The following is a 23,980-nucleotide window of genomic DNA, read 5'->3' as shown; positions in this document are numbered from 1 at the left end:
CCGGGCCCATCGGCGGGGGTCACGGCTTTCGGGCGAGCCCGCCGTACTCGTCGACGTGGGGTGGAGCCACGGTGAGAACGGAGACGTCTCCTACCGGCCGTTCCGGGCGCCACGACGACACCGATCCGAACCCCGGTTCGAGGAACTCGAGCCCGTCGAAGAACGACGCGATCTCTTCGGGCTCGCGGTTCAGGTAGGGAATGTTCCCGGTCTTCTTGACCTGCTCCTCCTCGGCCACCCGCGCCCGTTCCGTGGGGGCGCCGTCGGCGATCGCGAGGTAGCTGCCCGACGGCATCGGCGCGAGGATGCGCTTCACCAGGGTGCGGGCCTCGGTGGTGTCCTTGATGTGCCCGAGCAGCCCGAACATGAGGATGGCGATGGGTTCGGTGAAGTCGAGGATCTCCGCCGCGCCCCGCAGGAGCTCGTCGACGTCGCGGACGTCCGCGTGCAGGTACTGCGTCGCGCCTTCCGGCGTGCCGACGAGCAGGGCCCGCGCGTGGGCCAGCACCAGCGGGTCGTTGTCGACGTACACGACGCGGACGCCCGGGGCGACGCCCTGGGCGACCTCGTGGGTGTTGTCCGCCGTCGGCAGGCCGGTGCCGATGTCGAGGAACTGCCGGATGCCGGCCTCACCGGCGAGGAACCGCACCACCCGCCGCAGGAACGCGCGCGACTCACGCGCCTTCTCGACGATCTCCGGGTAGAGCGCCATCCAGGCGTCGCCGACCTCGCGGTCGACGGCGTAGTTGTCCTTACCGCCCAACCAGTAGTTCCAGACCCGTGCCGAGTGCGCGACGGTGGTGTCGATCCCGGTGTGGACGAATGGGTCGCTCGACTGATCGGGCATGGCACCATCCTTCCGCCACTGATCGTTCGCCTCCACTCCGGGGCTATCCTCTCGCCGGGCGCACCGTTCCGTCGGGACGGCGGCGACCGCCGACTCCAGGGGGTGTTCTCTTGCGACGACCCACCGGTTGTCGTGTCCTTTCCTTCGCCGCCGCATCGGCCTTGGTGCTCGCGCTCGGCGCGTGCGGGGGAAGCGAACCGGTGGGGGGCCCGCCGCCCGCCGCGGCACCGGCCGCGCCGGCGGGCGGCCCGCTCGACCTGGGCGGGGTCTGTCCGGCCACCGTCGTCATGCAGCAGGACTGGCAGCCGCAGGCCGAGCACGGCGCCATGTACAGCCTCGTCGGTCCCGACCGCACGATCGACGCCGCCGCGAAGGCGGTGCGCGGCTCGCTCGTCGCCCAGGGCGTCGACACCGGGGTGGACATCGAGATCCGTCCCGGCGGCCCGAGCGTCGGCTTCCAGCCGGTGTCGTCCCTGATGGCCCTCGACGACTCGATCGTCCTCGGCGCGGTGAACACGGACCTGGCGATCGCCGCCGCGGCCACGACCCCGACGGTCGCGGTCGTCTCGCAGATCACGACCAGCCCGCTGATGCTCATGTGGGACCCGGCGTCGCACCCGGGCGCGCAGACGCTGCGCGACGTCGCGGCGAGCGGCGTCCCGGTCGTCACGTCCGAACCCGTCGTCACCGCCCTGCTGGAGAAGCAGGGCATCATCACGCCGGCCCAGGTGGACACCAGCTACGAGGGCACCCCGGCGCGGTTCGTCTCCGACCCGCGGATCCTGCAGCAGGGCTACGTCACCGCCGAGCCCTACCTCTACGAGCACGAGATCGCCGAGTGGGGCAAGCCCGTGGGCAACCAGAAGCTCGCCGACTACGGCTACACCGTGTACCCCGAGCCCCTCGCCGTGCGCGCGGACCGGCTCGAGCAGCTCCGGCCGTGCCTCGGCAAGCTCGTACCGATCATGCAGCGGGCGGTGCTCGGCTACCTGGCCGACCCGGGCCCGGCGAACGCGCTGATCGTGCAGCTCGTCGAGGCGTACCAGACCGGCTGGACCTACTCGCCCGGCCTCGCCGACTTCGCGGTGCGCACCATGCGGGAGCAGGGGCTCGTGACCGACGACCCGGCCTCCGGGGTGTTCGGGCGGTTCGACCCGGCGCGGATGGAGCAGATCGTGACCACCTTCGGCCCGCTCATGCAGGCACAGGGCGCGGCCGAGATCCCGGCGGCGGACAGCCTCTACACCAACGAGTTCATCGACGAGAGCATCCGGATGGGCTGAGGGCGCAGGCGCCCGGCCGCGCTGCCAGCCCTCCACGGATCCAGAGGCCATCCCCCGAACCAGGAACGGCTCGAGGAACCTCGCGTGGGCGGTGCACAAGGAGGTGCTGGTGCGGCGCGGCCTGATCGCCGACGCGGCCGTGCGCTCCCCCGCCGCCGTCCTCGACGACGCGACCCGCGCCTGCCTGCACACCCTGCTCGACGAGCTGGAGCTGCCGGACGTCCCGCGCTAGCGCTCCCCGTCCGTGCTGAGCACCGCGACGCACGAGCCCTCGTCCACCCCGAGCGCCTCCCGGGCACCCGGGTCGGCAAGCGCTCGCTCCAGGCCGGCGAGCGCCGCGCCACCACAGGCCCCCGCCGCGACGCCCGCGGTGTGCAGCTGCTCGGCGGCGGCGAGCGCGGCCTCGTCGGGGACCGCGACCGCGGCGGTGACCCGGTCGCGCAGCACCGGCCACGCCGCGGCGGAGACGGTGCCCGCGTTGAGCCCGGCCATCGCCGTCCGGCCGGTGCGGACGGTGCGTGGCTCGCCGTGGGCGAGGCTCGTGAGCAGGCAGGCCGCCTCCGCGGGCTCGACCGTGAGGATCGCGGCGGCGCCGTACGTCGCGGTCGCGAGCGCCAGCGAGCCGACGCCGACCGGCACGACGAGGACGTCCGGCGCCCGTCCCAGCTCGCCGTGGATCTCGTGCAGCAGCGTCGCGTAGCCCTCCACGATCCACCCCGGGACCTCGCCGTCGTTCGCACCGTTCGCGGTGTCCTGCACCAGCACCGCGTCGTCGTGGACCGCCGCGGCGGCGTGCGCGGCCGCCACCGCGTCGTCGTACTGCCCGTCGACCCGTACGACGTCGGCGCCCTCTCCCTCGATCGCCGCGCACAGATGGCCGGGCGTGGCCGCGGATACCCAGATCCGGGCCGGCAGCCCGAGCAGGCGGGCGGTGCGCGCGACGGCGCGGCCGTGGTTGCCCGCGGTCGCCGTGCAGAGCAGGAGCGTCGCGCCCGACTCCGCGACGCATGCCCGGAGCACGTCCGGGTCGAGGGAGGTCCCACCGATCCGGGCGCGGACCGCACGGGCCACCGCCCACGACGCCCCGAGCATCTTGAACGCCGGCAGCCCGAGCCGGTCCGACTCGTCCTTCACCAGCACGTGCCCGACCCGCAGCCGCGCCGCGACCTCCGGCAGCTCGACGAGCGGGGTGGGCGCGTAGCCGGGCAGCAGGCGGTGGAACGGGAGCAGCCCGTCCGGCAGCGGGCGTGGACGGGACCCGGCCGGCGGGCCGGGCCGCCGCCAGAGGGCAGGCGTCGCCATGACGTGCACGATCGCATGGCCGACCCAACCGGCCGGCCCGATACCCGGTGGTCACCCGTATCGAACGAGGAGGAGGACGACGATGGTGCGGTTCGAGGTGGCCGAGGTGTGGGACCTGTCGACCAGGGGCGGGTTCCTGGTCAACGGCCGGACCCACAAGGGGGTGGTCGCCGTCGGCATGGCCCTGCGCGACGAGTCGACCCAGCGCACCTGGCGGGTGGTCGGCCTGCAGTTCCCGTTCCCGCGGGAGCTGGAGGAGGGCACCCGGACCCTCGTGCTCGGCCGGACGGGCGCCGAGCCGCCCGCACCCGGCACCCACCTCGTGGGCTGAACCCCTCACTTCAGCCCGGTGCTCGCGATCCCCTGCACGAACGTCCGCTGGAACACCAGGAACACGACGAGCAGCGGCAGCAGCGACAGGAACGCGATGGCCATGATCGGGCCCCACGGGTTCTCGAAGATCCCGCTGCTCTGCATGCTCGACAGCGCCACCGGGAGCGTGAGGTTCTCGGTGCCCTGCAGGGTGACCAGGGGCCAGAGGAAGTCGTTCCACTTGCCCATGAACGCGAGGATCACCAGCACGCCGACCAGCGGGCCGCTCATCGGCAGCACGATCCGACGGAAGATCGTCAGCTCGCCCGCGCCGTCGATCCGGGCCGCCTCGAGCAGGGCGTCCGGGATCTTCAGCATGAACTGGCGAGCGATGAAGATCGCGATCGCGTCGCCTGCGCGGGGCAGGATCACGGCCCAGATCGTGTCGACGAGCCGCAGGTCCACGACCACGAGGAAGGACGGCACGAGCGTCACCTGCGCCGGTACCACGATCGTCACGAGGAACGCGCCGAAGAGCAGGTCGCGCCCGCGGAAGGAGAACTTCGCGAACGCGTAGCCCGCCATCAGCGCCACGACAACGGTGATCGCGGTGCCGATCCCCGCGATCACCAGCGAGTTGACGATCCACCTCCCGACCGGCTGGGACGCGAACGCCTCCGCGAAGTTGGCGAGCGTCGGCTCGCTCGGCCACAGGTAGAACTCGCCGCTCTGCGACTGGCCGCCCGGCGTCACCGCCGTCACGAGGATCCAGTAGACGGGGAAGGCCATCACCAGCGCGCCGCCCACGAGCAGCGCCCACACGACCCACCGCCCGGGGGTCATCCGCGCGTGCCGGGCCGCCGGCACCGCGGCGCGCGCCGCCTGCACCGGGCGCGTGTCCTGCGCGAGGCTCGTCATGCCACCTCCTCCGCCCGCCGGTTCGCCCGCCACTGCAGCGCGGTGAAGCCGAGCAGGATCAGCGCGAACACGACGCCGATCGCGCTCGCGTAGCCCATCTCGCCGTTCGTGAACGCGGTCCGGAAGATGTACTGGATCAGCACCGTCGTGGCGAAACCGGGACCGCCGCCGGTCAGCACGTAGACGATGTCGAAGACCTGCAGCGAGAACACCACGTTCACCACCAGCAGCACGAACGTCGTTGGGCGCAGCAGCGGCCAGATCAGCCTCCGGAACCGGGTCCACCGGCCCGCGCCGTCCACGGTCATGGCCTCCACCAGCTCGGGCGGCACGGCCTGCAGCGCGCCGAGGTAGATCACCATGCAGAACCCGATGCGGGTCCAGACCACGGCGAGGACGAACGTCAGCATCGCCACGTCCGGCGAGGTCAGCCAGGGCACGCGGGGCAGCCCGAGCGCGGCCAGGAGGTTGTCCACCACCCCGTAGTCGCCGTTGAAGATCCACGCCATGATCACCGCGACCACGACGCCCGCGGCGACCATCGGCAGGAAGAACAGCGCGCGGATCAGCGGCCGGCCCGGCATCGCGCGGTTGAGCAGCACGGCGAGCAGCAGCCCGATCGCCATGCTGGTCGGCACCGTGCCGACGGTGAACACCGCGGTGTTGCCGATGCTCGTCCAGAACAGCGGGTCGCCCACCATCTGCGCGTAGTTGCCGCCGCCGACCCAGGTGCCCTGGCCGAACACGGCGACCTGCTGGAACGACAGCACCACCGCCGTCACGATCGGGACGAACGAGAACACGATCAGCAGCACCAGGCCGGGCGAGACGAACAGCCAGGGCGCGATCCACGCACGAGACCTAGTGACGGACATTGCGAATCCCCTCCGCGATGGAGGCGGCCGCCTCCCGTGGCGTGATCGAGCCGATCAGGCACAGGTCGAGGTAGTCGCCCAGCACCTGGTTGACCACGTTGAACGTCGGCGAGGTCTCGACGGCGATCATGTCGGCGGGCACGGTGTCCTGCTGCACCAGGAACCGCGCCACCGTGTCCGGCCGGTAGGAGTAGCCCACCTCGTCGACGTCGATCGACTCGCGCACCGGCACCCAGCCGCCGCCGCGGCAGAACTCGACCGTGTTCTCCGGGTCGTTGAGGAAGGCCAGGAAGTCGGCGGCGACCTCGGGGTGCCGGCAGCTGCGCGTGACCGCGAGGACGTTCCCGCCGCAGTCGGACGCCCGCCCGACGTCCTGGACCATGTAGCGGGTGTCCCACGTCTCCTCGGGGATGCTCTCCTGGAGCGTCGGCAGGGCGGTGGGGTTGTTGAGCATGAGGCCGGCCTGGTCGGTGGCGAACAGCGTGGTGGCGGTGTCGCCCTGGCTGCCCTTGACGGTGTTGGAGAGCGAGACGAGCCCCTCGGCGTACCAGCGACGCGTCCATTCCAGGGCCTCCACCCCCGCGTCGCTCTCGATCGCGGGCGTCACGAGGTCGTCCTCCACCAGCCGCCCGCCGTGCATGTACAGGAACGGCAGCCAGCGGTAGGCGTTGTTCACGCCACCGAACCCGACGGAGAAGCCGTACGCGCCGGTGGCGCGCTTGACCTCGCGCGCCACGTCGAGGAACTCCGACCAGGTCCACGCCTGGTCCACCGCGTCCGGCGGTGGGGTGACGCCGATCTCGTCGAGGATGTCGCGGCGGTAGAACGTGATGAAGTTGTCGGTGTGCTGCGGCAGCCCGTAGATGCCCCTGCTTCCGGTAACACCGTCCTTCGCGACGATCGACCAGAAGTTCTCCCGGTAGTCGTCGCCGTACCCGGGCGGGAGCCACGGCGAGATGTCCACCATCCCGCCGGTCTCGACGTAGCGGCCGAACTGCTGCGGGATGATCCGGATGAGGTCCGGTGCCCGGTCGGCCGCGAGGCGGGTGGTGAGCCACTGGTTGAAGTCCCCGCCCGGCGTCACCTCCACGGCGATCTCGACGTCGGGGTGCAGCGCCTGGTAGCGGTCGGCGATCGCCCGGTAGCTCACGAGGTCGGGTGCGATGTTCCAGGTGGACAGGCGCAGCCGGACCTTGCCCGGTGCCGGGTCGGAGCTGCAGCCGGCCAAGGCCGCCGCGGCCGCAGCGCCCAGGAAGGCGCGGCGGGACAGTGGTCGCGGTTGTGGTGATCGGGTCATCCGTACCTCTCCGGTGAGGTCGGTGGGCTGCTATGCCTGCAGCTCAGCGGGCAGGTACGCCTTGTGCGCGAGGAACAGCTCGTCGACCATCGCGGTGATCTGGTCGAGGGTGAGCAGCGCGCTGGTGAGCGGGTCGGCCATCACGGCGTGGTAGACGTGCTCGCGGCGCCCGGTGAGCGCGGCGGTCACCGCCAGCTCCTGCACGTTGATCCCGGTCCGGTTGACCGCGGCGCACTGCGGCGGGAGCGCCCCGAACACGGTGGGCTGCACGCCGCCCGAGTCCACCAGGCAGGCCACCTCGACGCAGCAGCCGTCCGGCAGGTTGGTGACGAGACCGGTGTTGGGCACGTTGCCGTAGATGACGCTCTGCTGCCCGGTCTCGATGCTGTGCACGATCGCCGCGCCGTACTCGACCGACGGGGCCAGCTCCTGCTTCAGGTCCTCCAGGAGCTTCGCGGTCTGGCCGTCCTCGTCGTGGTTCTGGCAGATCTCGTAGTAGTCCCAGCGCTCCGGGATGAAGTCCCGCACCATCTCCGGCGTCTTGCGGAAGTACGGCAGGTACTCCGACGCGTGGTGGCTCGACTCGGTGTGGAAGTAGCCGAATGCGTTCATGATCGCCGTGCGGACGCGCTCGTTGCCGCCCTCGTAGACCGACTCCCCGCGGTCGGCGCCGCTGTGGTCGCCGTGGTCGGCGGCGAACCCGCTCCCGGCCCGCCCGTCCAGGTGCCGCTGCGCCATCACCTCCCGCAGCCGCGGGTAGAGGTCCTCGCTCCCCCGGCGGAACTCGGTGAACCACGACTGGTGGTTGATCCCGCCGGCCCGGAAGCGCACCTCGTCGTACGGGACGTCCAGCGCGCGGGCGAGCATGCGGGAGGTGCCCTGCACGCTGTGGCACAGCCCGACGGTGCGGGCGCCAAGCGCGTTGAGGTACCAGGTGGCCATCGCCATCGGGTTGGCGTAGTTGATCACCTGGGCGTGCGGGGCGAGCTCGGCGAGGTCGGCGGCGATCTCGCGGTAGGCCACCACGGACCGCAGGAACCGGAACACCCCACCGGGGCCGAGCGTGTCGCCGACCGTCTGGTCCACGCCGTAGCGGCGGGGGATCTCCACGTCGTCGCGGAAGGCATCGACGCCGCCGACCTGGAACGTGATGATCACGTGGTCGGCACCCGCGAGTGCGGCCCGCCGGTCGGTGGTGCTCTCCACGGTGGTCGGGAACCCGTGGTGCGCGACGAGCGCGCGCGTCGCACCCGCCGTGCGCTCCAACCGGTCGGCGTCGATGTCCATCAGCGTGAGCGTGCTGCCGCGCAGCGCCGGGTAGCTCAGGAGGTCACCGATCAGCCGGAACGGGAAGACGTACCCGCCGGCGCCGACGATAGTGATCTTGGCCATGGGCTCCACGCTAGGAGCTGAGACACCTAGGATCGGTCCGCGAACGTAGGGCGGAGTTCCAGGATCCTCAGATGTCGGTCACCCATGAACCCTCCGAACTGTGGTGCCGGCAGGGCCGCGGCCACGCGATGGCGAGCGCCCACCGCCACGACGACCTCGAGGTGAACATCGTCGACGACCAGCCGCTCACCTACCTCTTCGGCGGCACGCTGGTGACGATCCAGCCCGGTCACGCCGCGCTGTTCTGGGCGTCGGTGCCGCACCGGCTGATCGACACCCCGCACAACTGGAACGCCAGGGTGCGCTGGCTGCACGTCCCGCTCGGGCAGGTGCTCGGGTGGGAGCTGCCCGGCCCGGCGATCACCGAGCTGCTGCGCGGCACCCCGCTCGTCACCCGCCACCCCGACCACCCGGACCCCGCGGCCTTCACGCGCTGGGCGGCCGACCTCACCAGCACATCGCCCGACCTGCACGCGATCACGCTGCTGGAGATCCAGGCGGGGGTCCGCAGGCTGCTGCGCACCGCGCTGCCCGCCGACCACGACCCCGGGGCGCTCCCGGACGCCGTCCGGCACGTCGTCGCGATGGCGCGCTACATCACCGAGAACTTCCGCGGACCGGTCCGCGCGGCCGACGTCGCCGCCGCCGTCCACCTCAACCCCAACTACGCGATGACGCTGTTCCGGCAGGTGCTCGGCACCACCGTGCACACCTACCTCAACGACCGGCGCATCGCCGAGGCCCAGCGCCAGCTGCTCACGAGCGCGGCGACGACCAGGCGGATCGCGGAGGACACCGGGTTCGGCTCACACAGCGGTTTCTACGCCGCGTTCACGCAGGCCTGCGGCATGCCGCCGGGCCGCTACCGGCGGCTGCACCGGGGCCGTTGACCGCTCAGCGGACAGCGACCTCGGCCAGTTCCACGTCCTCCCGCACCGGGCGCGCCCGGCCGGTGCCGGGGCGGGCGTGGGTGGCGTACAGCGTGAGCCCGACGAACGTGATGCCACCGACAGAACGGCGTTCCTCAGCTCTTCATCAGGGCGGGCCGCACCGAGTCGTGGAACCGGGTATTCCCCAGCCGTTACGGGCGGAGGAGCATCACGTCACGCCCCGCTCACCGCCGTCGCGCTCGCCGGTCGGGCGCGCGTATCGCGCGTGTAACACGAGCGCAAAACGCGGCCGCGAGCCTGGGGCGACCCGACGATCTGGAGAAGGAGCCGACCATCGACCCGATCATGAGCAAGTCCGAGGCCGCCGACCTCGTCCTCGCCGCCCGGAAGCGGAAGGGCCTCTCGTGGGCCGGGATCGCCGAGGCCCTCGGCACCCCGCTGGTCTGGACGACCGCGGCCCTGCTCGGCCAGCACCCCATGACCGGCGAGCAGGCCGCGAAGGCGTGCGCGCTGCTCGGCCTGGACGAGGCCGTGGCCGAGAGCCTCCAGCTGCAGCCGTCCCGCGGCACCGACCCGGCGATCATGGCCGACCCCACGATCTACCGCTTCACCGAGGCCCTGTCGGTGTACGGACCGGCGCTCAAGGAGCTCATCCACGAGGAGTTCGGCGACGGGATCATGAGCGCGATCAACTTCCGGGTGGACATCGCCCGCCGCCCCGACCCCGACGGCGACCGCGTCGTCGTCACCTTCGACGGGAAGTTCCTCGACTACCGCTGGTGACCCGCGGGGAGGCACGAGCTCAACGCGGCGCAGCCGGGCCGTGGCTCCCCGCCGTGGCCTCGTCGAACGCCCGGATCGCCGCCGCGAGCACCCCGGCCCGGGCGGCGAGGAGGCTCCGGCCGGTCTCGGCGTCGGCGTCCCCGGCGTCGTCGGTGGCGCCGCCCACCCGCTCCCACTCGCCGTGCCGCGCGACCACCAGGCCCGGTGCGGGCGACCGGTGGAACAGGGCAGGCGGGTCCGGCTCCCGCCACGGCGCCGCGGCGCGGACCAGATCGGGGTGGACGGCGAGGAGCAGGGACGTCTCGAACCAGCCGGCATGTCCCGGGGACTGCGGCGGTTCGCCGGGCCCGGCGAGCGTCCAGTACGAGCAGGCGCCCAGCGCGACGTCCGTCCGCTCCGCGCAGCGTTTCACGGCGAGCCGCACGACCTCGTCGTTGCCTGCGTGCCCGTTCACCAGCAGGACGCGCCGGAACCCGCTGCGCACCAGCGAGTCGAGCGCGTCGTCGAGGACGGCGAGCAGCGTGGTGGCCGACAGCGACACCGCCGCCGCGAACAGGTGGTGCGGGCTGTGCCCGAACGGCAGCGCGGGCAGCCGGACGAGCTCCGGGCCGTCGTCGCCGAGCAGCCCGGCGGCCGCGTCGACGACGGCCTCGACGAGCAGGGTGTCGGTGCCCATCGGCAGGTGCTCGGAATGCTGCTCCTGGGATCCGACGGGGAGCACCGCGACCGCCCCGCGCTCGCCCGCGGCCCGCACCTCCCGCCACGGCCGCTGATCGAGTCGGATCACGGCCTCACAGTAGGTCACGTGGGATGGTGCGGGCCCAGTCGCGGGAGAACGTGCGGTGCTCGCCCTCGTACGCGTCGAGGTGGCCGTGCACCTCGAACGTCGTGGCCGTGCACGTCAGCACGGTACGGGTGACGGTGCGGGCGCTCCAGTCGCCGCGGGAGCACGTCATCGACCACTCGACGTCGCCGCGCGGGGAGGCGAAGTCGTCGGCCACGCTGCAGTAGCGCTCCACCACACGCCGGCCGAGCGTCATGCCGGTGTCGTCGTGGCGCAGCACGCCGCCGTCCTTCACGATCTCGAGCACCGAGCGGTAGTCGACGAGGTCGCGCGACACCGTCCAGCTGTTCTCCCCCGGCGCCAGCTGGGTGGTGGGCAGGGGCTCCGCGCCCTCCGGCTCGTCGAACGGGCGCAGCGGCACCCCGTCGGCCTCCGCGGCCGGGCGGACGGGCAGGACGAGGCAGCTGACCCCGGTGCGGATGGTGAGCTCCGCGGGCTCGGGCGGCGGCCAGGCGAGCGGCCAGTACGACGTCGACAGCGACAGCCGGATCCGGTGCCCCGGGGGGAACGCCTGCGCCACCCCGTTGAGCTGCACCCGCACGCGCTGGAACGTGCCCGGCTCGACGGGCTGCGGCGCGTCGTCCCGGTTGCGGTGGGTGAGGTTGAGCAGCCCGTAGGTCACGCGGGTGGCGCGCCCGTCCGGGGCGACGTCGGAGAGGCGGGCCGCGACCGTGGCCACCGGCCGGCTCGCGGCGACCTCCAGCTCCACGGCGGGCGCCCCGAGGATCTCGCAGCGCTCCTCGAGCGGCTCGGTCTCGAAGACCAGGGAGCCGCCGTCCTCCTCGCGCTGGTCGTAGGGCAGGTCGGGCGGCGCGTTGTAGGAGGCCCACTTCCCGGCGAACTGGCCCACCGACAGCGGCGACTGCACGCGCACCTCCCCCGGTGTGACCTCCTCCCCGACGGGGGCGATCCGGTACCGGGCGAGCGGGTGCGGCATCGGCCGGACGTGCGGGGACGGCCAGCCCGGCTCGCCGACCCACCGCCCCGGCCGCTCCTCGTACGCGGTGGACGGCGGCACGCTCTCCTGCATCCAGGTGCGCAGCACCGGCCCGTCCTCGGCGCCGTTCTCGCGCCCCTTCAGCCACCGGTCGAACCAGCGGACGACCTCCTGCAGGTAGCCGATGGCGGGGCCCGGCACGCCGAGGTGCGGGTACTTGTGCGACCAGGGCCCGATCAGGCCCTTGCGGGGGACGTCGAGGTGTTCGAGCACGCGGAAGACCGCGTTGGAGTAGCCGTCGGCCCACCCGCTGGAGGCGAACACCGGCACCTGCACGGCGGCGTAGTCCTCGCACACGGAGGCGCGGCGCCAGTAGTCGTCGCGGCGCTGGTGGGCGAGCCACTTCAGGATCCACGGCTCCGCCCGCTCGAGGCGCTCACGCCACATCTCCCGCCAGCGGTCCCCGACCACCACGGGGTCGGGCGGCAACGTCGAGTAGGCGAACATCGTGCCGGCCTCTGCGAGGTTGTCCGAGAGCAGGCAGCCGCCCATGTAGTGCATGTCGTCGGCGTAGCGGTCGTCGGTGAACGAGGCGATGACGATCGCACCGAGGCTCTGCGGGCGGCGCGCGGCCACCTGCAGCCCGGCGAACCCGCCCCACGAGATGCCCATCAACCCGGTGCGCCCGGTGCACCACGGCTGCGCGGCCAGCCAGGCCAGTGCGGCCTCGATGTCGCGGTGCTCCTGCTCGGTGTACTCGTCCTCGAGCACGCCGTCGGAGTCGCCGCTGCCGCGCAGGTCGAGGCGCAGGCAGGCGTAGCCGTGGCCGGCGAGGTAGGGGTGGTGGATCGAGTCGCGCACCGAGGTGAGGTCGCGGTGCCGGTACGGGATCGCCTCGCAGATCGCGGGCACCGGCTCGCCGTCGGACGACACCGGGCGCCACAACCGGCCGGAGAGCTCGGCGCCGTCGGGCATCGGGATGCGGACGGTGCGGGCGGCGTGGATCTCGTGCGGGAACGACGTGACGACGCGCATCAGTCGAACTCGTAGGTCAGGGCGCCCACGGCGCGCTCGTACTTGGCCTGGAGCTCCGCCTCGTCGCGGGCCCCGACGATCACGTCGGTGAGCTCGAAGCTGTAGCTGTCCTGCCCGAGCAGCTCCGACAGCCGTTGGCCCTCGCGGGGTACCGGGGTGAGGCGCACGCCGGGGATCTCGCGCTCGATCCGCTCGATCTCCCCGGGGCTCGGCCCGCGCCGCAGGACGCCGTCCTCGAACCTGCGGTGGTACCACTTCGCCGCGATCTCGTACGGGCCCTCCCCGGTGGGCAGGTCGGGAGCCCGCCCGAGCGCGAGCTGGACCATCGCGTGGTGGTTGGCGATCCCGTCGACGGCGGCGAACAGCTCCGCGTGCGACTGCGAGTGCCGCGGGTTGATCTCCAGCAGGGCGACGTCCCCGGAGTCCGGGTCGCAGAAGAACTCGACGCTGAACGTGGTCCAGTTGAGCCCGACGCGCCCGATCACCCGCTCGGACACCTCCACCAGCCGCTTCTGCACGAGGTCGGGCAGCTGCGAGGGGTACTGGTGGCGCAGGAAGCTCGACCGCCCCGGGTAGGTGATCGAGTCGAGCACGCCGTAGACCACGACCTCGCCGTCGTGCACGTACCCCTCGGTGGCCGCGCGGGCCCCGCTCAAGGCCTCCTCGACGAGGCACGCCTGCCCGCCGACCTCGGCGATCCCCGGCGGGAGGTCGAGCCGGTCGAGGACCTGTTCGAAGGGCCTGCCGAGCCGCCCGATGCCCTCGCGGATCTCGGCGACGGCGTCGTCGAACCCCTGGTCGTCCTCGACGTGGAACGCGAGCTCCGACGAGTACGACTTCACCGGCTTGAGCCACACCGGGTAGCGCATGCCGTCGGGCAGCCGCGGGACGTCGAGGTCGACGAGCCCGAAGCGGGGGTGGGCGTCGGTCACCTGCTGCTGTTCCAGCCGGCTCCAGTACTTGTGCTCGCACTTCACGACCGCCTCCAGCGGCGCGGCGTGCAGGCCGTAGCGGTCGGCGAGCAGGGGGACGAGGGTGCTGATCGGGAAGTCCCAGAACCCGATCACGGCGTCCACCGGGGCGGCCCGGCCGTCCAGCTCGCGGACGGCGCGGTCGAGCAGGTCGGGGATGCTGACCTCGCCTTCCTGCATCTCGGAGTCGGTCAGCAGCGGCACGAACGTCTGCCGCTCGTGGCCGGGCATGCGGCGCAGGAGCTCGAGGTTGGCCTCGTCCGCGCCGAGCACCGCGATCGTCGAGTCGTCCGGTCGATGTCGTTCCACACCTGATCGATAACCGTCTCAGCCCGTGCGAAACGGATCGGCCGCCGACGCGGCCGTCCCGGCCCCGGATCGGGCGGGCCCCGTCGGGACGGCGGGGCGGCCGTGGAGCCGCGGACGACGAGCCGGGTCGGCATGCGGACGTGCGGGACGGCGAGCGCGTCCCCCGCCAGCAGCGCGACGAGCATCTCGGCGGCGTGCCGCCCCATCAGCTGCAGCGGCTGCTCGACCGTGGTGAGCGGCGGCCGATATCGATAACGGTTTCAGTACCGGACGTCGCTCTGCAGGAGCGGCGGGTACACCGTGGAGGGCTCGCCGTCGACAGTGGTGCCCGCGAACTGCAGCATCGCCCGCTGGGCGCCGTGCATCGGCGCCGGGTAGCCCAGGGTCGGCGCCGAGACCTCGTCGAGCACGCGGAGGTGCTCGGGGGCGAGCGTCAGGTCCAGCGCGGCGAGGTTGTCCTCGAGGTGCTCCACCCGGCGGGCCCCGACGATCGGTACGACCGTGCCTGCGCGGGCGCGCAGCCAGGCCAGCGACACGGCGGCGGAGGTGGTCCCGAGCTCCCGCGCGACCGCCGCGACGGCCTCGATGACCGCGTACTCGTCGTCGGTGGGCCCGCCGACGTAGGCGGTGCGGGCGGAGTCGGTGACCCGCGCGCCGCGCCGGTACTTGCCGGACAGGAAGCCGTTCTTCAGCGGGCTCCACGGGACCAGCGCCATGCCCTGGTCGAGGGCGAGCGGAGCCAGCTCGCCCTCGACGGTGCGGGCCAGCAGCGAGTACTCGACCTGCAGCGCGATCAGCGGGGTCCAGCCCTTCAGCAGTGCCGTGGCCTGGGCCTGGGCGGTGACCCACGCCGGCGTGTTGGAGAACCCGACGTAGCGGATCTTGCCGGCCCGGACCAGGTCGTCGAGGGTGCGCAGCGTCTCCTCGATCGGCGTGTGGCGGTCCCAGTTGTGCAGCCAGTAGAGGTCGAGGTGGTCGGTCTGCAGCCGGCGCAGGGTCTCGTGGAGCTGCGCGATGATCGACCCCCGGCCCGCGCCGCCGCCGTTGGGGTCGCCGGGGAAGAGGTTGACGAAGAACTTCGACGCCAGCACCACGTGCTCGCGCCGGCCGGGGTGCGCGGCGAACCAGTCGCCGAGGATCCGCTCCGAGTGGGTGTTGGTGTAGAAGTTCGCGGTGTCGACGAAGTTGCCGCCGAGGTCGAGGTAGGTCGAGAGGATCTTCTCCGACTCCTCGACGCCGCACCCGGCGCCGCCGGGATCGCTGCCGAAGGTCATCGCGCCGAGCGCGAACGGGCTGACGCGCAGACCGGACCGGCCGAGGGTCACGTAGTGGTCGAGTGGCATGCACCCATGCAACCGGCGGGCGCTGCCCCGAGGTAGACCGATCCACTCGACCTCTTGCCCGATCCTCTCGGTTGCGATCGGATCGGAGCATGCCCCTGGAGGAGATCCGGCGCCTGATCGGGACGCACGCCCGCCCGGACATGCGGTCGTCGATCGACGGGCTGCTGCTGTCGAGGGTGGAGACGCAGGAGCTCGACCACTCCCTGGCCGACCCGCTGCTGGTCGTCATGGCGCAAGGGGGCAAGCGCCTCCTGCTCGGCGACGAGATCTTCGAGTACCGGGCCGGGGAGTTCCTCGTGGTCACCACCGACCTGCCGGTCACCGGCCACTTCCTGGACGCGGGCCCGCGGACCCCTGCGCTGGGCATGGGGCTGGTGCTGCGGCCCGCCGTGATCGCCGAGCTGCTGCTGGAGGCGCCGGGCGGGCGCCCGGACCACCGCATCGGTCCCCGCGCGGCGGCCGGGCCTGCGATGGCGACCGGCGAGGCCGGGCCCGACCTGCTCGACGCCGTCGCCCGGCTGCTGCGGCTGCTCGACCACCCCGCCGACGCCCGGGTGCTCGCGCCGCTCGTCGAACGCGAGATCCTCTGGCGGCTGCTCACCGGGCCGCGCGGCGCCACGGTCCGCCAGATCGGCCTCGCCGACAGCAGCACGTCCCAGGTGGCGAGGGTGACCCGGTGGCTCAGGGACAACTACGCCGAGCCGATGCGGATCGAGGACCTCGCCCGGATGGCCGGCATGAGCCCCGCAGCGTTCCACCGGCACTTCCGCGCCGTCACGAGGATGAGCCCGCTGCAGTTCCAGAAGCGCATCCGCCTGCAGGAGGCGCGGTCGCTGCTGCTGGCGCGGCCCGACGACGTCGCGGGGGTGGGTCACGTCGTCGGCTACGACAGCCCGTCCCAGTTCAACCGCGAGTACCGCCGCCTCTTCGGTGTGCCACCCGGCCGGGACGCCACCCGGATGCGCGCCGCGGCGGGCCCGCACCTGCCGTGACCGGCCCTCAGGTCGTCGCCCGCACGAGCTCGATCCCGCGGGCCAGTGTGGTGAGCCGCTCGTCGAGCGTGCCGCCGGCCGGGTAGAGCCGCACGGTGTCGACACCGGCGTCGCGCCAGACCCGCAGCCGGTCCCGGACCATTCCCTCGGTGCCGATCAGCGTGGTGGCCAGCACCATCTCGTCGCTCACGAGCGCGGTCGCGCCGTCGCGGTCGCCCGCCTGCCAGCGCTCCCGCACCGCCGCGGCGACCTCCGACCACCCCTGGCGGCGGTAGGCGTCGTTGTAGAAGTTGGTGCTCGCCGAGCCCATCCCGCCGAGGCTGAACGCGAGGCCCTTGCGCCGGTCGGCCGTCATGCGCCGCAGCTCGTCCTCGTCCTCGGCGAACGCGACCTCCGCGCCCTGGCAGACGTCGAGGTCGCGCCGCTGCCTGCCCGCGCGCGCCAGGCCGGCGTCCAGCGGCGTGAAGTAGGCGGCCGCGCCCTCCGGCACGAAGCTCGTGCCCAGCCAGCCGTCGGCGATCTCGCCGGTGAGCTCCAGCAACCTCGGGGACAACGCGGCCAGGTACAGCGGGATGTCCGGGATGGCGCCGATCGACACGCGCATCGGCCTGCCCTCGCCGCCGGGCAGCGGGATCCGCACCGTCTCCCCGGCGTACGCGACCTTCTCCCCGGCGAGGACCCGGCGCACGACGTCGACGGTCTCGCGCATCCGCGTCAGCGGCCGCGCGAACGGCACCCCGTGCAGCCCCTCGATCACCTGCGGCCCCGACGGGCCGAGCCCGAGCAGGAACCGCCCGCCGGACAGGTGGGCGAGCGTGAGCGCCGCCTGCGCGATCGCCACCGGCGTGCGCGTGCCGACCTGGAGCACCCCGGAGCCGAGCAGCATCCGGTCGGTGCGGGCGGCGAGGTGCCCCAGCACCGACACCGCGTCGGAGCCCCATGCCTCGGCCACCCAGCAGACGTCGAGGCCGAGCTTCTCGGCCTCGCACACGAACTGCACCGTCTCCCGGGAGCCCCCCTCGACCGTGGTGGCCGTGCGCATCAGGCGGCCTCCGCCCGCTGCTTGATCGCCGCGAGGGTGGCGGTCATGTTCCGCTCGAACTCCCGCATCCGGACGAAGACGATCTTCTGTTCCTTGTCCGGCATGCGGTCGATCGCCTGGCTCAGCCCGGACCGGCCCGGGCCCAGCCGCACCCACTCGGTGAGCCGCGTGCCGCCGTCGACCGGTCGGAGCGTGAACCGCCACGTCGCGGCCGGCTCCTGCGGGTCGTGCACGGCCCAGGCGAAGACCGACGGCCGTTCGCACTCCACGACGTGCGAGGTGACGCTCCACTCCCCCATCGCGTCGTGCCTGCTGTGCCCGACGAACCGCGAGCCGACGGCGGGCCCGCCCCCGTCCAGCCACTCGACGGTCTGCAGCTCCGGGCTCGACGCCGCCAATGCGGGCAGATCGACCACCGCGGGCCAGACGTCGTCGGGCGGGGCGTCGATCCAGGTGGTCACCTCCACGGTCGGGCAGTCGGCGTAGCGCGCACCGGTCCACTCCATGGCGTCAGCGTCGCACTACCCGCCACTGATCCGCACCACCGCGCCGACGACCGCTGGCCCGCTGTCCAGCTCCGGGTCGTTGTGCCGCACCCCCGGCAGCTCGACGTAGGAGCCGCCGGCCGCGTCCGCGACCGCCCGGCTCTGCTCGACCGGCACGATCTCGTCGGCGCCGCCCGCCACCACCGCGACCGGAGCGCGCACCGACCGCACCTGCTCCAGCAGCGGGAACCGGTCTCGCAGCAGCGCGCGCACCGGCAGGAACGGGTACGCGCGCACGCCCACGTCGGCGAGCGAGGTGAACGGGCTGCGCAGCACCAGGGACCCGGCCGGGCGCTCGCTCGCCAGCCGCGTGAGCGGCGCGCCGCCGAGGCTCTCGCCGAACAGGACGAGCCGGTCCGGCGCAACACCGCGCTCCTCCACCAGGTACCGGTACGCCGCGCCGACGTCCGCGGCGAGGCCCTCTTCCGTCGGCGAACCGGGGTTGCCGCCGTAGCCGCGGTACTCCACGAGCAACACGTCGAAGCCCTCGGCCGCGAGAGCACGGGCGAGCGGCACCCGCAGCAGCCGCGAGCTGCCGTTGCCGGGCGCCACCAGCACGGTCGGGCCGCGGGCCGGTCCGGTCGCTGGCGCCCACCACGCGGTGAGCTCGAGCCCGTCGTCCGTGTGCAACGCGACGTCGCGGCCGCCGTCCAGGTACCTGCCTGCCGGCCCGTCCGGCGCCCCGAACGGCAGGTAGACCAGCCGGCGCTGGAAGACCCACGCCAGCGCGACGGCCACGACCACCACCGCGACGGCGGCGACCACGGCGACCACGACCACGCGCACCGCCTGGAGCGAGACGGTGCTCTCGCTGCCACTCGACCAGGCGCGGGGGTGCGCCGCACGGCCGTGACCGTACCCGTCCCCGGGGGATGGCGACGCCCGGACGAGCAGGGCGCGCGGGACGCGCCGAGGCTGCTCGGGTCGTCGGTGCGCAGTTCATGGACACCGCCCGTCAGCCGCCCTACCGTCATCGGCCGGATACCTTGCAGGAGGGCTGATGACGACGACGTCAGCGCAGACCGAGGACACCGCCCGCCCGGGGAGGCTGGGCGACCCCGGCCGCACCCTGCGCACCGACCCTCGCTCCGACCCGCGGACGGTGGAGGCGCTCGCCCCGTTCGGGCTCGACGCCCACCCCGCCCCGGCGCCGCTGCGCCCGGACTCGCCGCGGGCGGACCAGCTGGCGTACGTCGCGGAGGCCGAGGTGGGCTACGAGGCCCTGTTCGCCGCGCTCATGGACGGGTTGCCCGCCGTGCCGGGGCTCGAGCACCACACCGAGACGATCACCGGGCCCGACGGCGACGAGCTCCGGCTCTACGTCGGCCGGCCCGCGGGAGCCACCGGACCGCTGCCGGGGGTGCTGCACCTGCACGGCGGCGGGATGGTGGTCCTGCAGGCGGCAGGCCCGGCGTACGTGCGCATCCGCGACGAGCTGGCGGCCACCGGGATGGTCGTGATCGGGGTCGAGTTCCGCAACGGCGCGGGGGCGCTCGGGCCGCACCCCTTCCCCGCCGGTCTGGACGACTGCGCCGCGGCACTGGCGTGGGTGCACGAGCACCGCGCCGATCTGGGCATCTCCACCCTGACGGTGGCAGGCGAGTCCGGCGGCGGGAACCTCACCCTCGCCACCGCGATCCGGGCGAAGCGCGACGGCACGCTCGGGGCGATTGACGGGGTGTACGCGATGGTGCCCTACATCTCGGGGATCTACGGCCGGAGCGCCGGGGAACGCGCCGCGGAGCTGCCGTCGCTGGTCGAGAACGACGGCTACTTCATCGCCTGCGACGGCATGGCCGTCATGGTCGCGGTCTACGACCCGGGCGGCGCGCACGCCACCGACCCGCTGTGCTGGCCCTACCACGCCGCGCCCGCCGACCTCGCCGGGCTGCCCCCGCACATGATCAGCGTGAACGAGGTCGACCCGCTGCGCGACGAGGGCCTCGCCTACCACCGCACGCTCGTCGAGGCGGGTGTCGCGGCCGGCGTACGGACGGTCCCGGGGGCCTGCCACGGTGCCGACCTGATGTTCCGCCGGGCGGCACCCGACCTCTACCGGAGCACGATCGCCGACGTCCACCGGTTCTGCGGAGGTCTGCAGCGGCGCTGACACCGGAGCACGGGAGGCCCCATACTCGCGATCATGGCCGAGATGTCGCACCTGAACCGGGTGCTGGGGACGCCGTCGATCGTGCTCTTCGGTCTCGCCTACCTGGTGCCGCTCACGGTGTTCACCACCTACGGGGTGGTCACCGAGCAGACCGCGGGACACCTGCCGGCGGCCTACGTCGTCACGCTCGTCGCGATGCTGTTCACCGCCTACAGCTACGGGCTGATGGTGCGGGCGCACCCGTTCGCCGGCTCGGCGTACACCTACACGCAACGCTCGTTCGGGCCGCACCTCGGTTTCATGACGGGATGGGCGCTGCTGCTCGACTACCTGTTCCTGCCGATGATCAACTACCTGGTGATGGGCATCTACCTGGAGGCGGCGTTCCCCGCCGTCCCCGGAGCGGTCTGGATCATCGCCGCGATCCTGCTGGTGACCGGCCTGAACGTGCTGGGCATCCGGCTGGTGGCGCGGATGAACTTCGTGCTCGTCGCGGTCCAGGTCGTGTTCATCGCCGTCTTCCTGGTGGCCGTGGGCCGCACGCTCGCCGGCACCGGCCTGCCGTCGCTCTCCGAGCCGTTCCTCCCGAGCGGCGGCGAGGCCGGGGCGGTGCTCGGTGGGGCGGCGATCCTGTGCCTGTCCTTCCTCGGGTTCGACGCCGTCTCGACGCTCTCCGAGGAGACCCGCGACCCGCGCAGGCGCATCCCCCGCGCGATCATGCTCGTCACGGTGATCGGCGGCGCGCTGTTCATCGTCGTCTCCTACGCCGGGCACCTGGTCTTCCCGCGGTACCTGGAGTTCACCGACGTCGACTCGGCCGCGCTGGACGTCGTGGGGGCCGCGGGAGGCGCGGCCCTGACCGCGTTCTTCACGGCCGCCTACATCGCGGGCTGCTTCGGCTCCGCGATGGCATCGCAGGCGAGCGTCTCGCGCATCCTCTACGCCATGGGCCGCGACGGCGCGCTGCCGCCCGCGGTGTTCGGACGGCTCCACCCGCGCTTCCGCACCCCGGCGCTCGCGACGGCGGTGGTCGGCGTGCTGTCGCTGGTCGCGCTGTTCATCAGCCTCGAGCTGGCCTCGTCGATGATCAGCTTCGGCGCCCTGGTGGCGTTCTCGCTCGTCAACCTGTCGGTCGTCAAGCACTACGTGATCGACGAGGGGCGGCGGACGCCGGCGAACCTGCTCGCCTACGCCGTGGTGCCGGGCATCGGCGTGCTGCTCACGCTGTGGCTGTGGACGAGCCTGTCGGGCACCACGTTCGTCGTCGGGCTCGCCTGGATCGCCGTCGGCTTCCTCTACCTGCTCGGGCTGACCCGCATGTTCACCCGCCGCCCGCCGGAGCTGCACATGAGCGAGGCACCCTGATCGTCAGCCCGCCGACCAGACGCAGCTGCCGCCCACCCACGTCGACCGCACCGGCACGGACGCGATCTCGTCCGGCGCGACGGCCGTGAGGTCCGCGTCCAGCACGACGAAGTCGGCGAGCCGCCCCGGCGTCAGGCGGCCGCGGTCCGCGTCGTCCCCCGTGGCGTGCGCGGAGCCCGCGGTGTAGACGGCGAGCGCGTCCAGCACGCCGAGCCGCTGGCCCGGGCCCACCACCAGCCCGGACGCCGTGCGTCGCGTGACGAGGCCCTGCAGCGCGAGCAGCGGGTCGATGGGCACGATCGGGAAGTCCGACGAGCCGCCGACCGGCACGCCCGCGTCCAGGAACGACCGGTGCGCGCACGCCATCTCGACCCGCTCGCCGTAGAAGCCGTGCACTGCCTCGCCGAACAGCGCGATGAACGGGCCGAACGGCACCGGTACCACCCCGGCCCCCGCGATCCGCGCGACCAGCTCCTCGTCGACGAGGCTGCAGTGCTCGATCCGGTGGCCCCGGCGCCCGGGGAGTGCCTCGTACACGTCGAGGACCTTCGCGATCGCGAGGTCGCCGTTGGCGTGGACGGCGACGCGCACGCCCGCGGCATTGACCGCGCGCACCGCGTCGGCGAACTCGGCGTCCCCGAGCACCTGCAGCCCGTTGTCCCCGCCGGTGGCGCTCGCGTACGGGTCCCGGCACAGGCAGGTACCGCCGGAGAACGCCCCGTCGAGCATCAGCTTCACACCGGCCAGCTGCAGGTGCGCGGCGTCCGGCTGCTCCGCGGGCCAGGCACCGGCGTCGAAGTAGCGGTGCCACAGCAGCATGCTCACCCGCGGCGTGAGCTGCCCCGCCGCGCGCGCCGCGGCGTACATCCGCTGCTCGAGCGGGGTGACGATCGCGTCGCAGTAGGACGTGACGCCCACCCGGTGCAGCTCGGTGTTGACCTCCCGCAGCGCGGCGACCTGTGCCGGCTCCTCGCCACCGGGCGCGATCGACGCGCGGTGCGGCCCGGGGAGCCACGGGTCGAGCCACGCCCGTTCGTACATCCAGCCGTCGAGGCGGCCGTCGGCGCCGACCGTCAGCTCGCCGCCGGGCGGCGCGTCGGCCGGCGTGCGGTAGCCGAGCAGCTCCAGGCCGCGGCTGTTGGCGACCGCGCGGTGGAACGTGTACTGCACGATCACGACCGGGTGCTCGGTGGAGACGGTGTCGAGCAGGTCCCGGTCGACGCCGGCGACCTCCCGCTCGTTCAGCGGCTGACCGACCACCCACTCCCCCGGCGGGGTCGCGGCGGCGCGGGCGCGCAGCGCGTCCCGCACGGCGGCGCGGTCGGCCGCCGCCGACAGATCCACCCGCACCCGGGCCAGCGCGGCCTGTGACGGGTGGCAGTGCGCGTCGTTGAACCCCGGGACGACGAGCGCGCCGTCCAGGTCGACCCACTCCGCGCCCGGGCACCGCTCCCGCAGCTGTGCCCGCGTGCCGACGGCCACGACCCGCTCGCCGTCGACCGCGAAGGCCTCCGGCTCGGGCCCCTCGCCGAGGGACACGACCCGTGGACCGGTGAAGACCTTCACGCCACCGGCACCGCCAGGCCGCTCGCGCCCAGCTCCGACGTCACGAGGTCGGGCGCGGCCCGGCGCAGGAACCCGAGGCCGATCTCGGCGCGCCGGACCCGCTCCCGGGACAGCTGCACGTTGAGCGCCTCGTGCTGCCCGCCGCTCGGGTAGACGTCGGGGTGGTTGCGCAGCCCGAACTTCACGTAGATCGGGGCCAGCACCCGCACCAGCTCGGCGATCTCGTGGTGGCGGACGAACCCGCCGAGGGTGTCGGGCGACTCGACGTACATGTCGATCGGGATCTGCGTGGCGGCCCGGATCGAGGCCAGCCGCGGGAGCGTGAGACCGGGCGGCACGTTGTAGGTGTCGGCGCCGAGGTCCTGCATGAGCCGCACGCTCACCGGGTTGGACGCCATCATCTGCACCGACACCTTCACCACGAAATCGGCCGCGATCAGCCCGGCCTCCTTCATGTGCTTGGTCATCAGCAGCAGGCCCTCGTCGGCGACGAGCGCACCCCGCACGCCCAGCGCGTTGGCGCGTACGAGGTCCTCCATCGCGTACGCCAGCTGGTCGGCGCCCTCGTGCCGGCAGCCCACGGCGCCGCCGGTGGGCGTGCGCGCCTGGGCGCCGATGTCCCACGGCGCCCGCGGGCCGACGAAGAGGGACAACTCCACGCGGCGCGCCGCGCAGGCCCGCACCATGTCGCTGATCTCGGCGTCGGTGGCCAGCATGATCCCGCTGCCGGAGGAGACACGGTGCACGCGCACGCCGCGCTCGTCCGCCTCGTCGAACACGGCCTGAAGCGAAGCCGGCCCCTCGACGCTGGGGATCTCGGTGCGGTACTGCGCCCCGTCCGGGAACCGCAGGGGCGAGTCGGGCAGGTCGTAGGCCTCCCGGGCGGGGTAGCCCAGGCGCGTCAGGAGGTCGGCGACGGCGGATCCGGTGTCAGTCATCGCGCCAGATCTTGCGTTGTCAGATGAGAGCAGCGCAACGGGTGCCCATGAACAACATGCCGGAGTTCGCGGGGCAGACCGCCG

General features: G+C 73.1%; 23 protein-coding genes and 1 pseudogene. 8 read left to right on the top strand and 16 right to left on the bottom strand.

Translation table 11 applies throughout. The annotated features are described in order from the left end of the window. Positions 1 to 19: 19 nt before the first annotated feature. Positions 20 to 847 (bottom strand): SAM-dependent methyltransferase, encoded by an 828-nt coding sequence (locus ABEA81_RS33230; protein WP_345610664.1) that lies wholly within the window; start codon positions 845 to 847, stop codon positions 20 to 22. 200 nt (positions 848 to 1,047) lie between these two features. On the opposite strand from ABEA81_RS33230, the gene ABEA81_RS33225 reads away from it, so the two are divergent. After that, complete coding sequence (locus ABEA81_RS33225; protein ID WP_345610662.1) at positions 1,048 to 2,130, top strand: ABC transporter substrate-binding protein; 1,083 nt, start codon at positions 1,048 to 1,050, stop codon at positions 2,128 to 2,130. A gap of 91 nt (positions 2,131 to 2,221) precedes the next feature. Continuing rightward, positions 2,222 to 2,362, top strand: a complete 141-nt coding sequence (locus tag ABEA81_RS33220; RefSeq protein WP_345610660.1) for a hypothetical protein — start codon at positions 2,222 to 2,224, stop codon at positions 2,360 to 2,362. Here the strand turns inward: ABEA81_RS33220 and ABEA81_RS33215 are convergent. Beyond that, positions 2,359 to 3,432 carry a pyridoxal-phosphate dependent enzyme gene (locus ABEA81_RS33215; RefSeq protein WP_345610658.1) on the bottom strand — a complete coding sequence of 358 codons (1,074 nt, stop codon included), beginning with the start codon at positions 3,430 to 3,432 and terminating at the stop codon, positions 2,359 to 2,361. The genes ABEA81_RS33220 and ABEA81_RS33215 overlap by 4 nt on opposite strands. Before the next feature lie 82 nt (positions 3,433 to 3,514). Here ABEA81_RS33215 and ABEA81_RS33210 point away from each other — a divergent pair, with 82 nt between their 5' ends. After that, positions 3,515 to 3,763 carry a hypothetical protein gene (locus ABEA81_RS33210; RefSeq protein WP_345610657.1) on the top strand — a complete coding sequence of 83 codons (249 nt, stop codon included), beginning with the start codon at positions 3,515 to 3,517 and terminating at the stop codon, positions 3,761 to 3,763. Between the two features lie 5 nt (positions 3,764 to 3,768). On the opposite strand, the gene ABEA81_RS33205 is transcribed toward ABEA81_RS33210, so the two are convergent. Genes ABEA81_RS33205 through melA form a run of 4 tightly spaced genes read right to left on the bottom strand, consistent with a single transcriptional unit; the run spans position 3,769 to position 8,226 of the window. After that, positions 3,769 to 4,662 (bottom strand): carbohydrate ABC transporter permease, encoded by an 894-nt coding sequence (locus ABEA81_RS33205; RefSeq protein WP_345610655.1) that lies wholly within the window; start codon positions 4,660 to 4,662, stop codon positions 3,769 to 3,771. Then, the gene (locus tag ABEA81_RS33200; RefSeq protein ID WP_345610653.1) at positions 4,659 to 5,537 is read right to left on the bottom strand and encodes a carbohydrate ABC transporter permease; all 879 of its coding nucleotides are present in this window, start codon (positions 5,535 to 5,537) and stop codon (positions 4,659 to 4,661) included. The genes ABEA81_RS33205 and ABEA81_RS33200 overlap by 4 nt, the downstream gene beginning before the upstream one ends. Continuing rightward, the gene (locus ABEA81_RS33195) at positions 5,524 to 6,834 is read right to left on the bottom strand and encodes an ABC transporter substrate-binding protein (protein WP_345610652.1); all 1,311 of its coding nucleotides are present in this window, start codon (positions 6,832 to 6,834) and stop codon (positions 5,524 to 5,526) included. Before ABEA81_RS33195 ends, ABEA81_RS33200 begins: the two co-directional genes overlap by 14 nt. A 30-nt stretch (positions 6,835 to 6,864) precedes the next feature. Then, positions 6,865 to 8,226 carry an alpha-galactosidase gene (melA, locus tag ABEA81_RS33190; RefSeq protein WP_345610650.1) on the bottom strand — a complete coding sequence of 454 codons (1,362 nt, stop codon included), beginning with the start codon at positions 8,224 to 8,226 and terminating at the stop codon, positions 6,865 to 6,867. A 71-nt stretch (positions 8,227 to 8,297) separates the two neighbouring features. Here melA and ABEA81_RS33185 point away from each other — a divergent pair, with 71 nt between their 5' ends. Continuing rightward, positions 8,298 to 9,116 carry a helix-turn-helix domain-containing protein gene (locus tag ABEA81_RS33185; protein WP_345610649.1) on the top strand — a complete coding sequence of 273 codons (819 nt, stop codon included), beginning with the start codon at positions 8,298 to 8,300 and terminating at the stop codon, positions 9,114 to 9,116. Between the two features lie 333 nt (positions 9,117 to 9,449). Beyond that, entirely contained in the window at positions 9,450 to 9,899 is a 450-nt protein-coding gene (cynS, locus tag ABEA81_RS33180) for a cyanase (protein ID WP_459077162.1), read from the top strand. 19 nt (positions 9,900 to 9,918) lie between these two features. Here cynS and ABEA81_RS33175 read toward each other — a convergent pair whose 3' ends face one another. The 5 genes and pseudogenes from ABEA81_RS33175 to ABEA81_RS33155 all read right to left on the bottom strand — a co-directional run bounded on the left by ABEA81_RS33175 (position 9,919) and on the right by ABEA81_RS33155 (position 15,338). Beyond that, positions 9,919 to 10,686: a creatininase family protein gene (locus ABEA81_RS33175; RefSeq protein WP_345610645.1), complete on the bottom strand. Its 768-nt coding sequence runs from the start codon at positions 10,684 to 10,686 to the stop codon at positions 9,919 to 9,921. A 4-nt stretch (positions 10,687 to 10,690) separates the two neighbouring features. Then, positions 10,691 to 12,715 (bottom strand): CocE/NonD family hydrolase, encoded by a 2,025-nt coding sequence (locus ABEA81_RS33170; protein WP_345610643.1) that lies wholly within the window; start codon positions 12,713 to 12,715, stop codon positions 10,691 to 10,693. After that, complete coding sequence (locus ABEA81_RS33165; protein ID WP_345610676.1) at positions 12,715 to 13,917, bottom strand: ATP-grasp domain-containing protein; 1,203 nt, start codon at positions 13,915 to 13,917, stop codon at positions 12,715 to 12,717. The genes ABEA81_RS33170 and ABEA81_RS33165 overlap by 1 nt, the downstream gene beginning before the upstream one ends. Further along, positions 13,878 to 14,231 (bottom strand): annotated as a pseudogene (locus ABEA81_RS33160) (substrate-binding domain-containing protein); the annotation flags it as partial. The pseudogene ABEA81_RS33160 and the gene ABEA81_RS33165, both read right to left, overlap by 40 nt. Before the next feature lie 24 nt (positions 14,232 to 14,255). Further along, the gene (locus ABEA81_RS33155) at positions 14,256 to 15,338 is read right to left on the bottom strand and encodes an aldo/keto reductase (RefSeq protein WP_345610642.1); all 1,083 of its coding nucleotides are present in this window, start codon (positions 15,336 to 15,338) and stop codon (positions 14,256 to 14,258) included. An 89-nt stretch (positions 15,339 to 15,427) separates the two neighbouring features. On the opposite strand from ABEA81_RS33155, the gene ABEA81_RS33150 reads away from it, so the two are divergent. Beyond that, positions 15,428 to 16,330 carry an AraC family transcriptional regulator gene (locus ABEA81_RS33150; RefSeq protein WP_345610640.1) on the top strand — a complete coding sequence of 301 codons (903 nt, stop codon included), beginning with the start codon at positions 15,428 to 15,430 and terminating at the stop codon, positions 16,328 to 16,330. Between the two features lie 7 nt (positions 16,331 to 16,337). On the opposite strand, the gene ABEA81_RS33145 is transcribed toward ABEA81_RS33150, so the two are convergent. From ABEA81_RS33145 to ABEA81_RS33135, 3 genes are read right to left on the bottom strand one after another with little or no spacing between them, the layout of a single operon-like run. After that, on the bottom strand, positions 16,338 to 17,372 hold the full coding sequence (locus ABEA81_RS33145) for an LLM class flavin-dependent oxidoreductase (RefSeq protein ID WP_345610639.1): 1,035 nt from the start codon (positions 17,370 to 17,372) through the stop codon (positions 16,338 to 16,340). Next, positions 17,372 to 17,878 carry an SRPBCC family protein gene (locus ABEA81_RS33140; protein WP_345610638.1) on the bottom strand — a complete coding sequence of 169 codons (507 nt, stop codon included), beginning with the start codon at positions 17,876 to 17,878 and terminating at the stop codon, positions 17,372 to 17,374. Before ABEA81_RS33140 ends, ABEA81_RS33145 begins: the two co-directional genes overlap by 1 nt. Positions 17,879 to 17,893: 15 nt before the next feature. Beyond that, positions 17,894 to 18,703, bottom strand: coding sequence for an alpha/beta hydrolase (locus ABEA81_RS33135; RefSeq protein ID WP_345610636.1), 810 nt, complete (start codon positions 18,701 to 18,703; stop codon positions 17,894 to 17,896). Positions 18,704 to 18,917: 214 nt separating this feature from the next. On the opposite strand from ABEA81_RS33135, the gene ABEA81_RS33130 reads away from it, so the two are divergent. Together ABEA81_RS33130 and ABEA81_RS33125 are read left to right on the top strand one after the other, a co-directional pair. Further along, positions 18,918 to 20,027 (top strand): alpha/beta hydrolase fold domain-containing protein, encoded by a 1,110-nt coding sequence (locus ABEA81_RS33130; protein ID WP_345610635.1) that lies wholly within the window; start codon positions 18,918 to 18,920, stop codon positions 20,025 to 20,027. A 33-nt stretch (positions 20,028 to 20,060) separates the two neighbouring features. After that, complete coding sequence (locus tag ABEA81_RS33125) at positions 20,061 to 21,392, top strand: APC family permease (RefSeq protein WP_345610633.1); 1,332 nt, start codon at positions 20,061 to 20,063, stop codon at positions 21,390 to 21,392. Positions 21,393 to 21,395: 3 nt separating this feature from the next. Here ABEA81_RS33125 and ABEA81_RS33120 read toward each other — a convergent pair whose 3' ends face one another. Together ABEA81_RS33120 and ABEA81_RS33115 are read right to left on the bottom strand one after the other, a co-directional pair. After that, on the bottom strand, positions 21,396 to 22,958 hold the full coding sequence (locus ABEA81_RS33120; RefSeq protein ID WP_345610632.1) for an amidohydrolase: 1,563 nt from the start codon (positions 22,956 to 22,958) through the stop codon (positions 21,396 to 21,398). Next, positions 22,955 to 23,896, bottom strand: coding sequence for a U32 family peptidase (locus ABEA81_RS33115; RefSeq protein ID WP_345610631.1), 942 nt, complete (start codon positions 23,894 to 23,896; stop codon positions 22,955 to 22,957). Before ABEA81_RS33115 ends, ABEA81_RS33120 begins: the two co-directional genes overlap by 4 nt. Between the last annotated feature and the right edge of the window lie 84 nt (positions 23,897 to 23,980).

This window comes from Pseudonocardia adelaidensis (assembly GCF_039543345.1).
Taxonomy (GTDB): domain Bacteria; phylum Actinomycetota; class Actinomycetes; order Mycobacteriales; family Pseudonocardiaceae; genus Pseudonocardia; species Pseudonocardia adelaidensis.
This window is presented reverse-complemented; position numbering and strand designations above follow the sequence as displayed.

Bases quoted from the DNA above. Each gene is read 5' to 3' on its own strand.
- ABEA81_RS33200 (WP_345610653.1), bottom strand. From the start codon at position 5,537: ATGTCCGTCACTAGGTCTCGTGCGTGGATCGCGCCCTGGCTGTTCGTC.
- ABEA81_RS33115 (WP_345610631.1), bottom strand. From the start codon at position 23,896: ATGACTGACACCGGATCCGCCGTCGCCGACCTCCTGACGCGCCTGGGC.
- melA (WP_345610650.1), bottom strand. From the start codon at position 8,226: ATGGCCAAGATCACTATCGTCGGCGCCGGCGGGTACGTCTTCCCGTTC.
- ABEA81_RS33165 (WP_345610676.1), bottom strand. From the start codon at position 13,917: ATGCCCGGCCACGAGCGGCAGACGTTCGTGCCGCTGCTGACCGACTCC.
- ABEA81_RS33195 (WP_345610652.1), bottom strand. From the start codon at position 6,834: ATGACCCGATCACCACAACCGCGACCACTGTCCCGCCGCGCCTTCCTG.
- ABEA81_RS33145 (WP_345610639.1), bottom strand. From the start codon at position 17,372: ATGCGCACGGCCACCACGGTCGAGGGGGGCTCCCGGGAGACGGTGCAG.
- ABEA81_RS33170 (WP_345610643.1), bottom strand. From the start codon at position 12,715: ATGCGCGTCGTCACGTCGTTCCCGCACGAGATCCACGCCGCCCGCACC.
- ABEA81_RS33185 (WP_345610649.1), top strand. From the start codon at position 8,298: ATGTCGGTCACCCATGAACCCTCCGAACTGTGGTGCCGGCAGGGCCGC.
- ABEA81_RS33140 (WP_345610638.1), bottom strand. From the start codon at position 17,878: ATGGAGTGGACCGGTGCGCGCTACGCCGACTGCCCGACCGTGGAGGTG.
- ABEA81_RS33210 (WP_345610657.1), top strand. From the start codon at position 3,515: ATGGTGCGGTTCGAGGTGGCCGAGGTGTGGGACCTGTCGACCAGGGGC.
- ABEA81_RS33125 (WP_345610633.1), top strand. From the start codon at position 20,061: ATGGCCGAGATGTCGCACCTGAACCGGGTGCTGGGGACGCCGTCGATC.
- ABEA81_RS33205 (WP_345610655.1), bottom strand. From the start codon at position 4,662: ATGACGAGCCTCGCGCAGGACACGCGCCCGGTGCAGGCGGCGCGCGCC.
- ABEA81_RS33215 (WP_345610658.1), bottom strand. From the start codon at position 3,432: ATGGCGACGCCTGCCCTCTGGCGGCGGCCCGGCCCGCCGGCCGGGTCC.
- ABEA81_RS33155 (WP_345610642.1), bottom strand. From the start codon at position 15,338: ATGCCACTCGACCACTACGTGACCCTCGGCCGGTCCGGTCTGCGCGTC.
- ABEA81_RS33130 (WP_345610635.1), top strand. From the start codon at position 18,918: ATGACGACGACGTCAGCGCAGACCGAGGACACCGCCCGCCCGGGGAGG.
- ABEA81_RS33230 (WP_345610664.1), bottom strand. From the start codon at position 847: ATGCCCGATCAGTCGAGCGACCCATTCGTCCACACCGGGATCGACACC.
- ABEA81_RS33150 (WP_345610640.1), top strand. From the start codon at position 15,428: ATGCCCCTGGAGGAGATCCGGCGCCTGATCGGGACGCACGCCCGCCCG.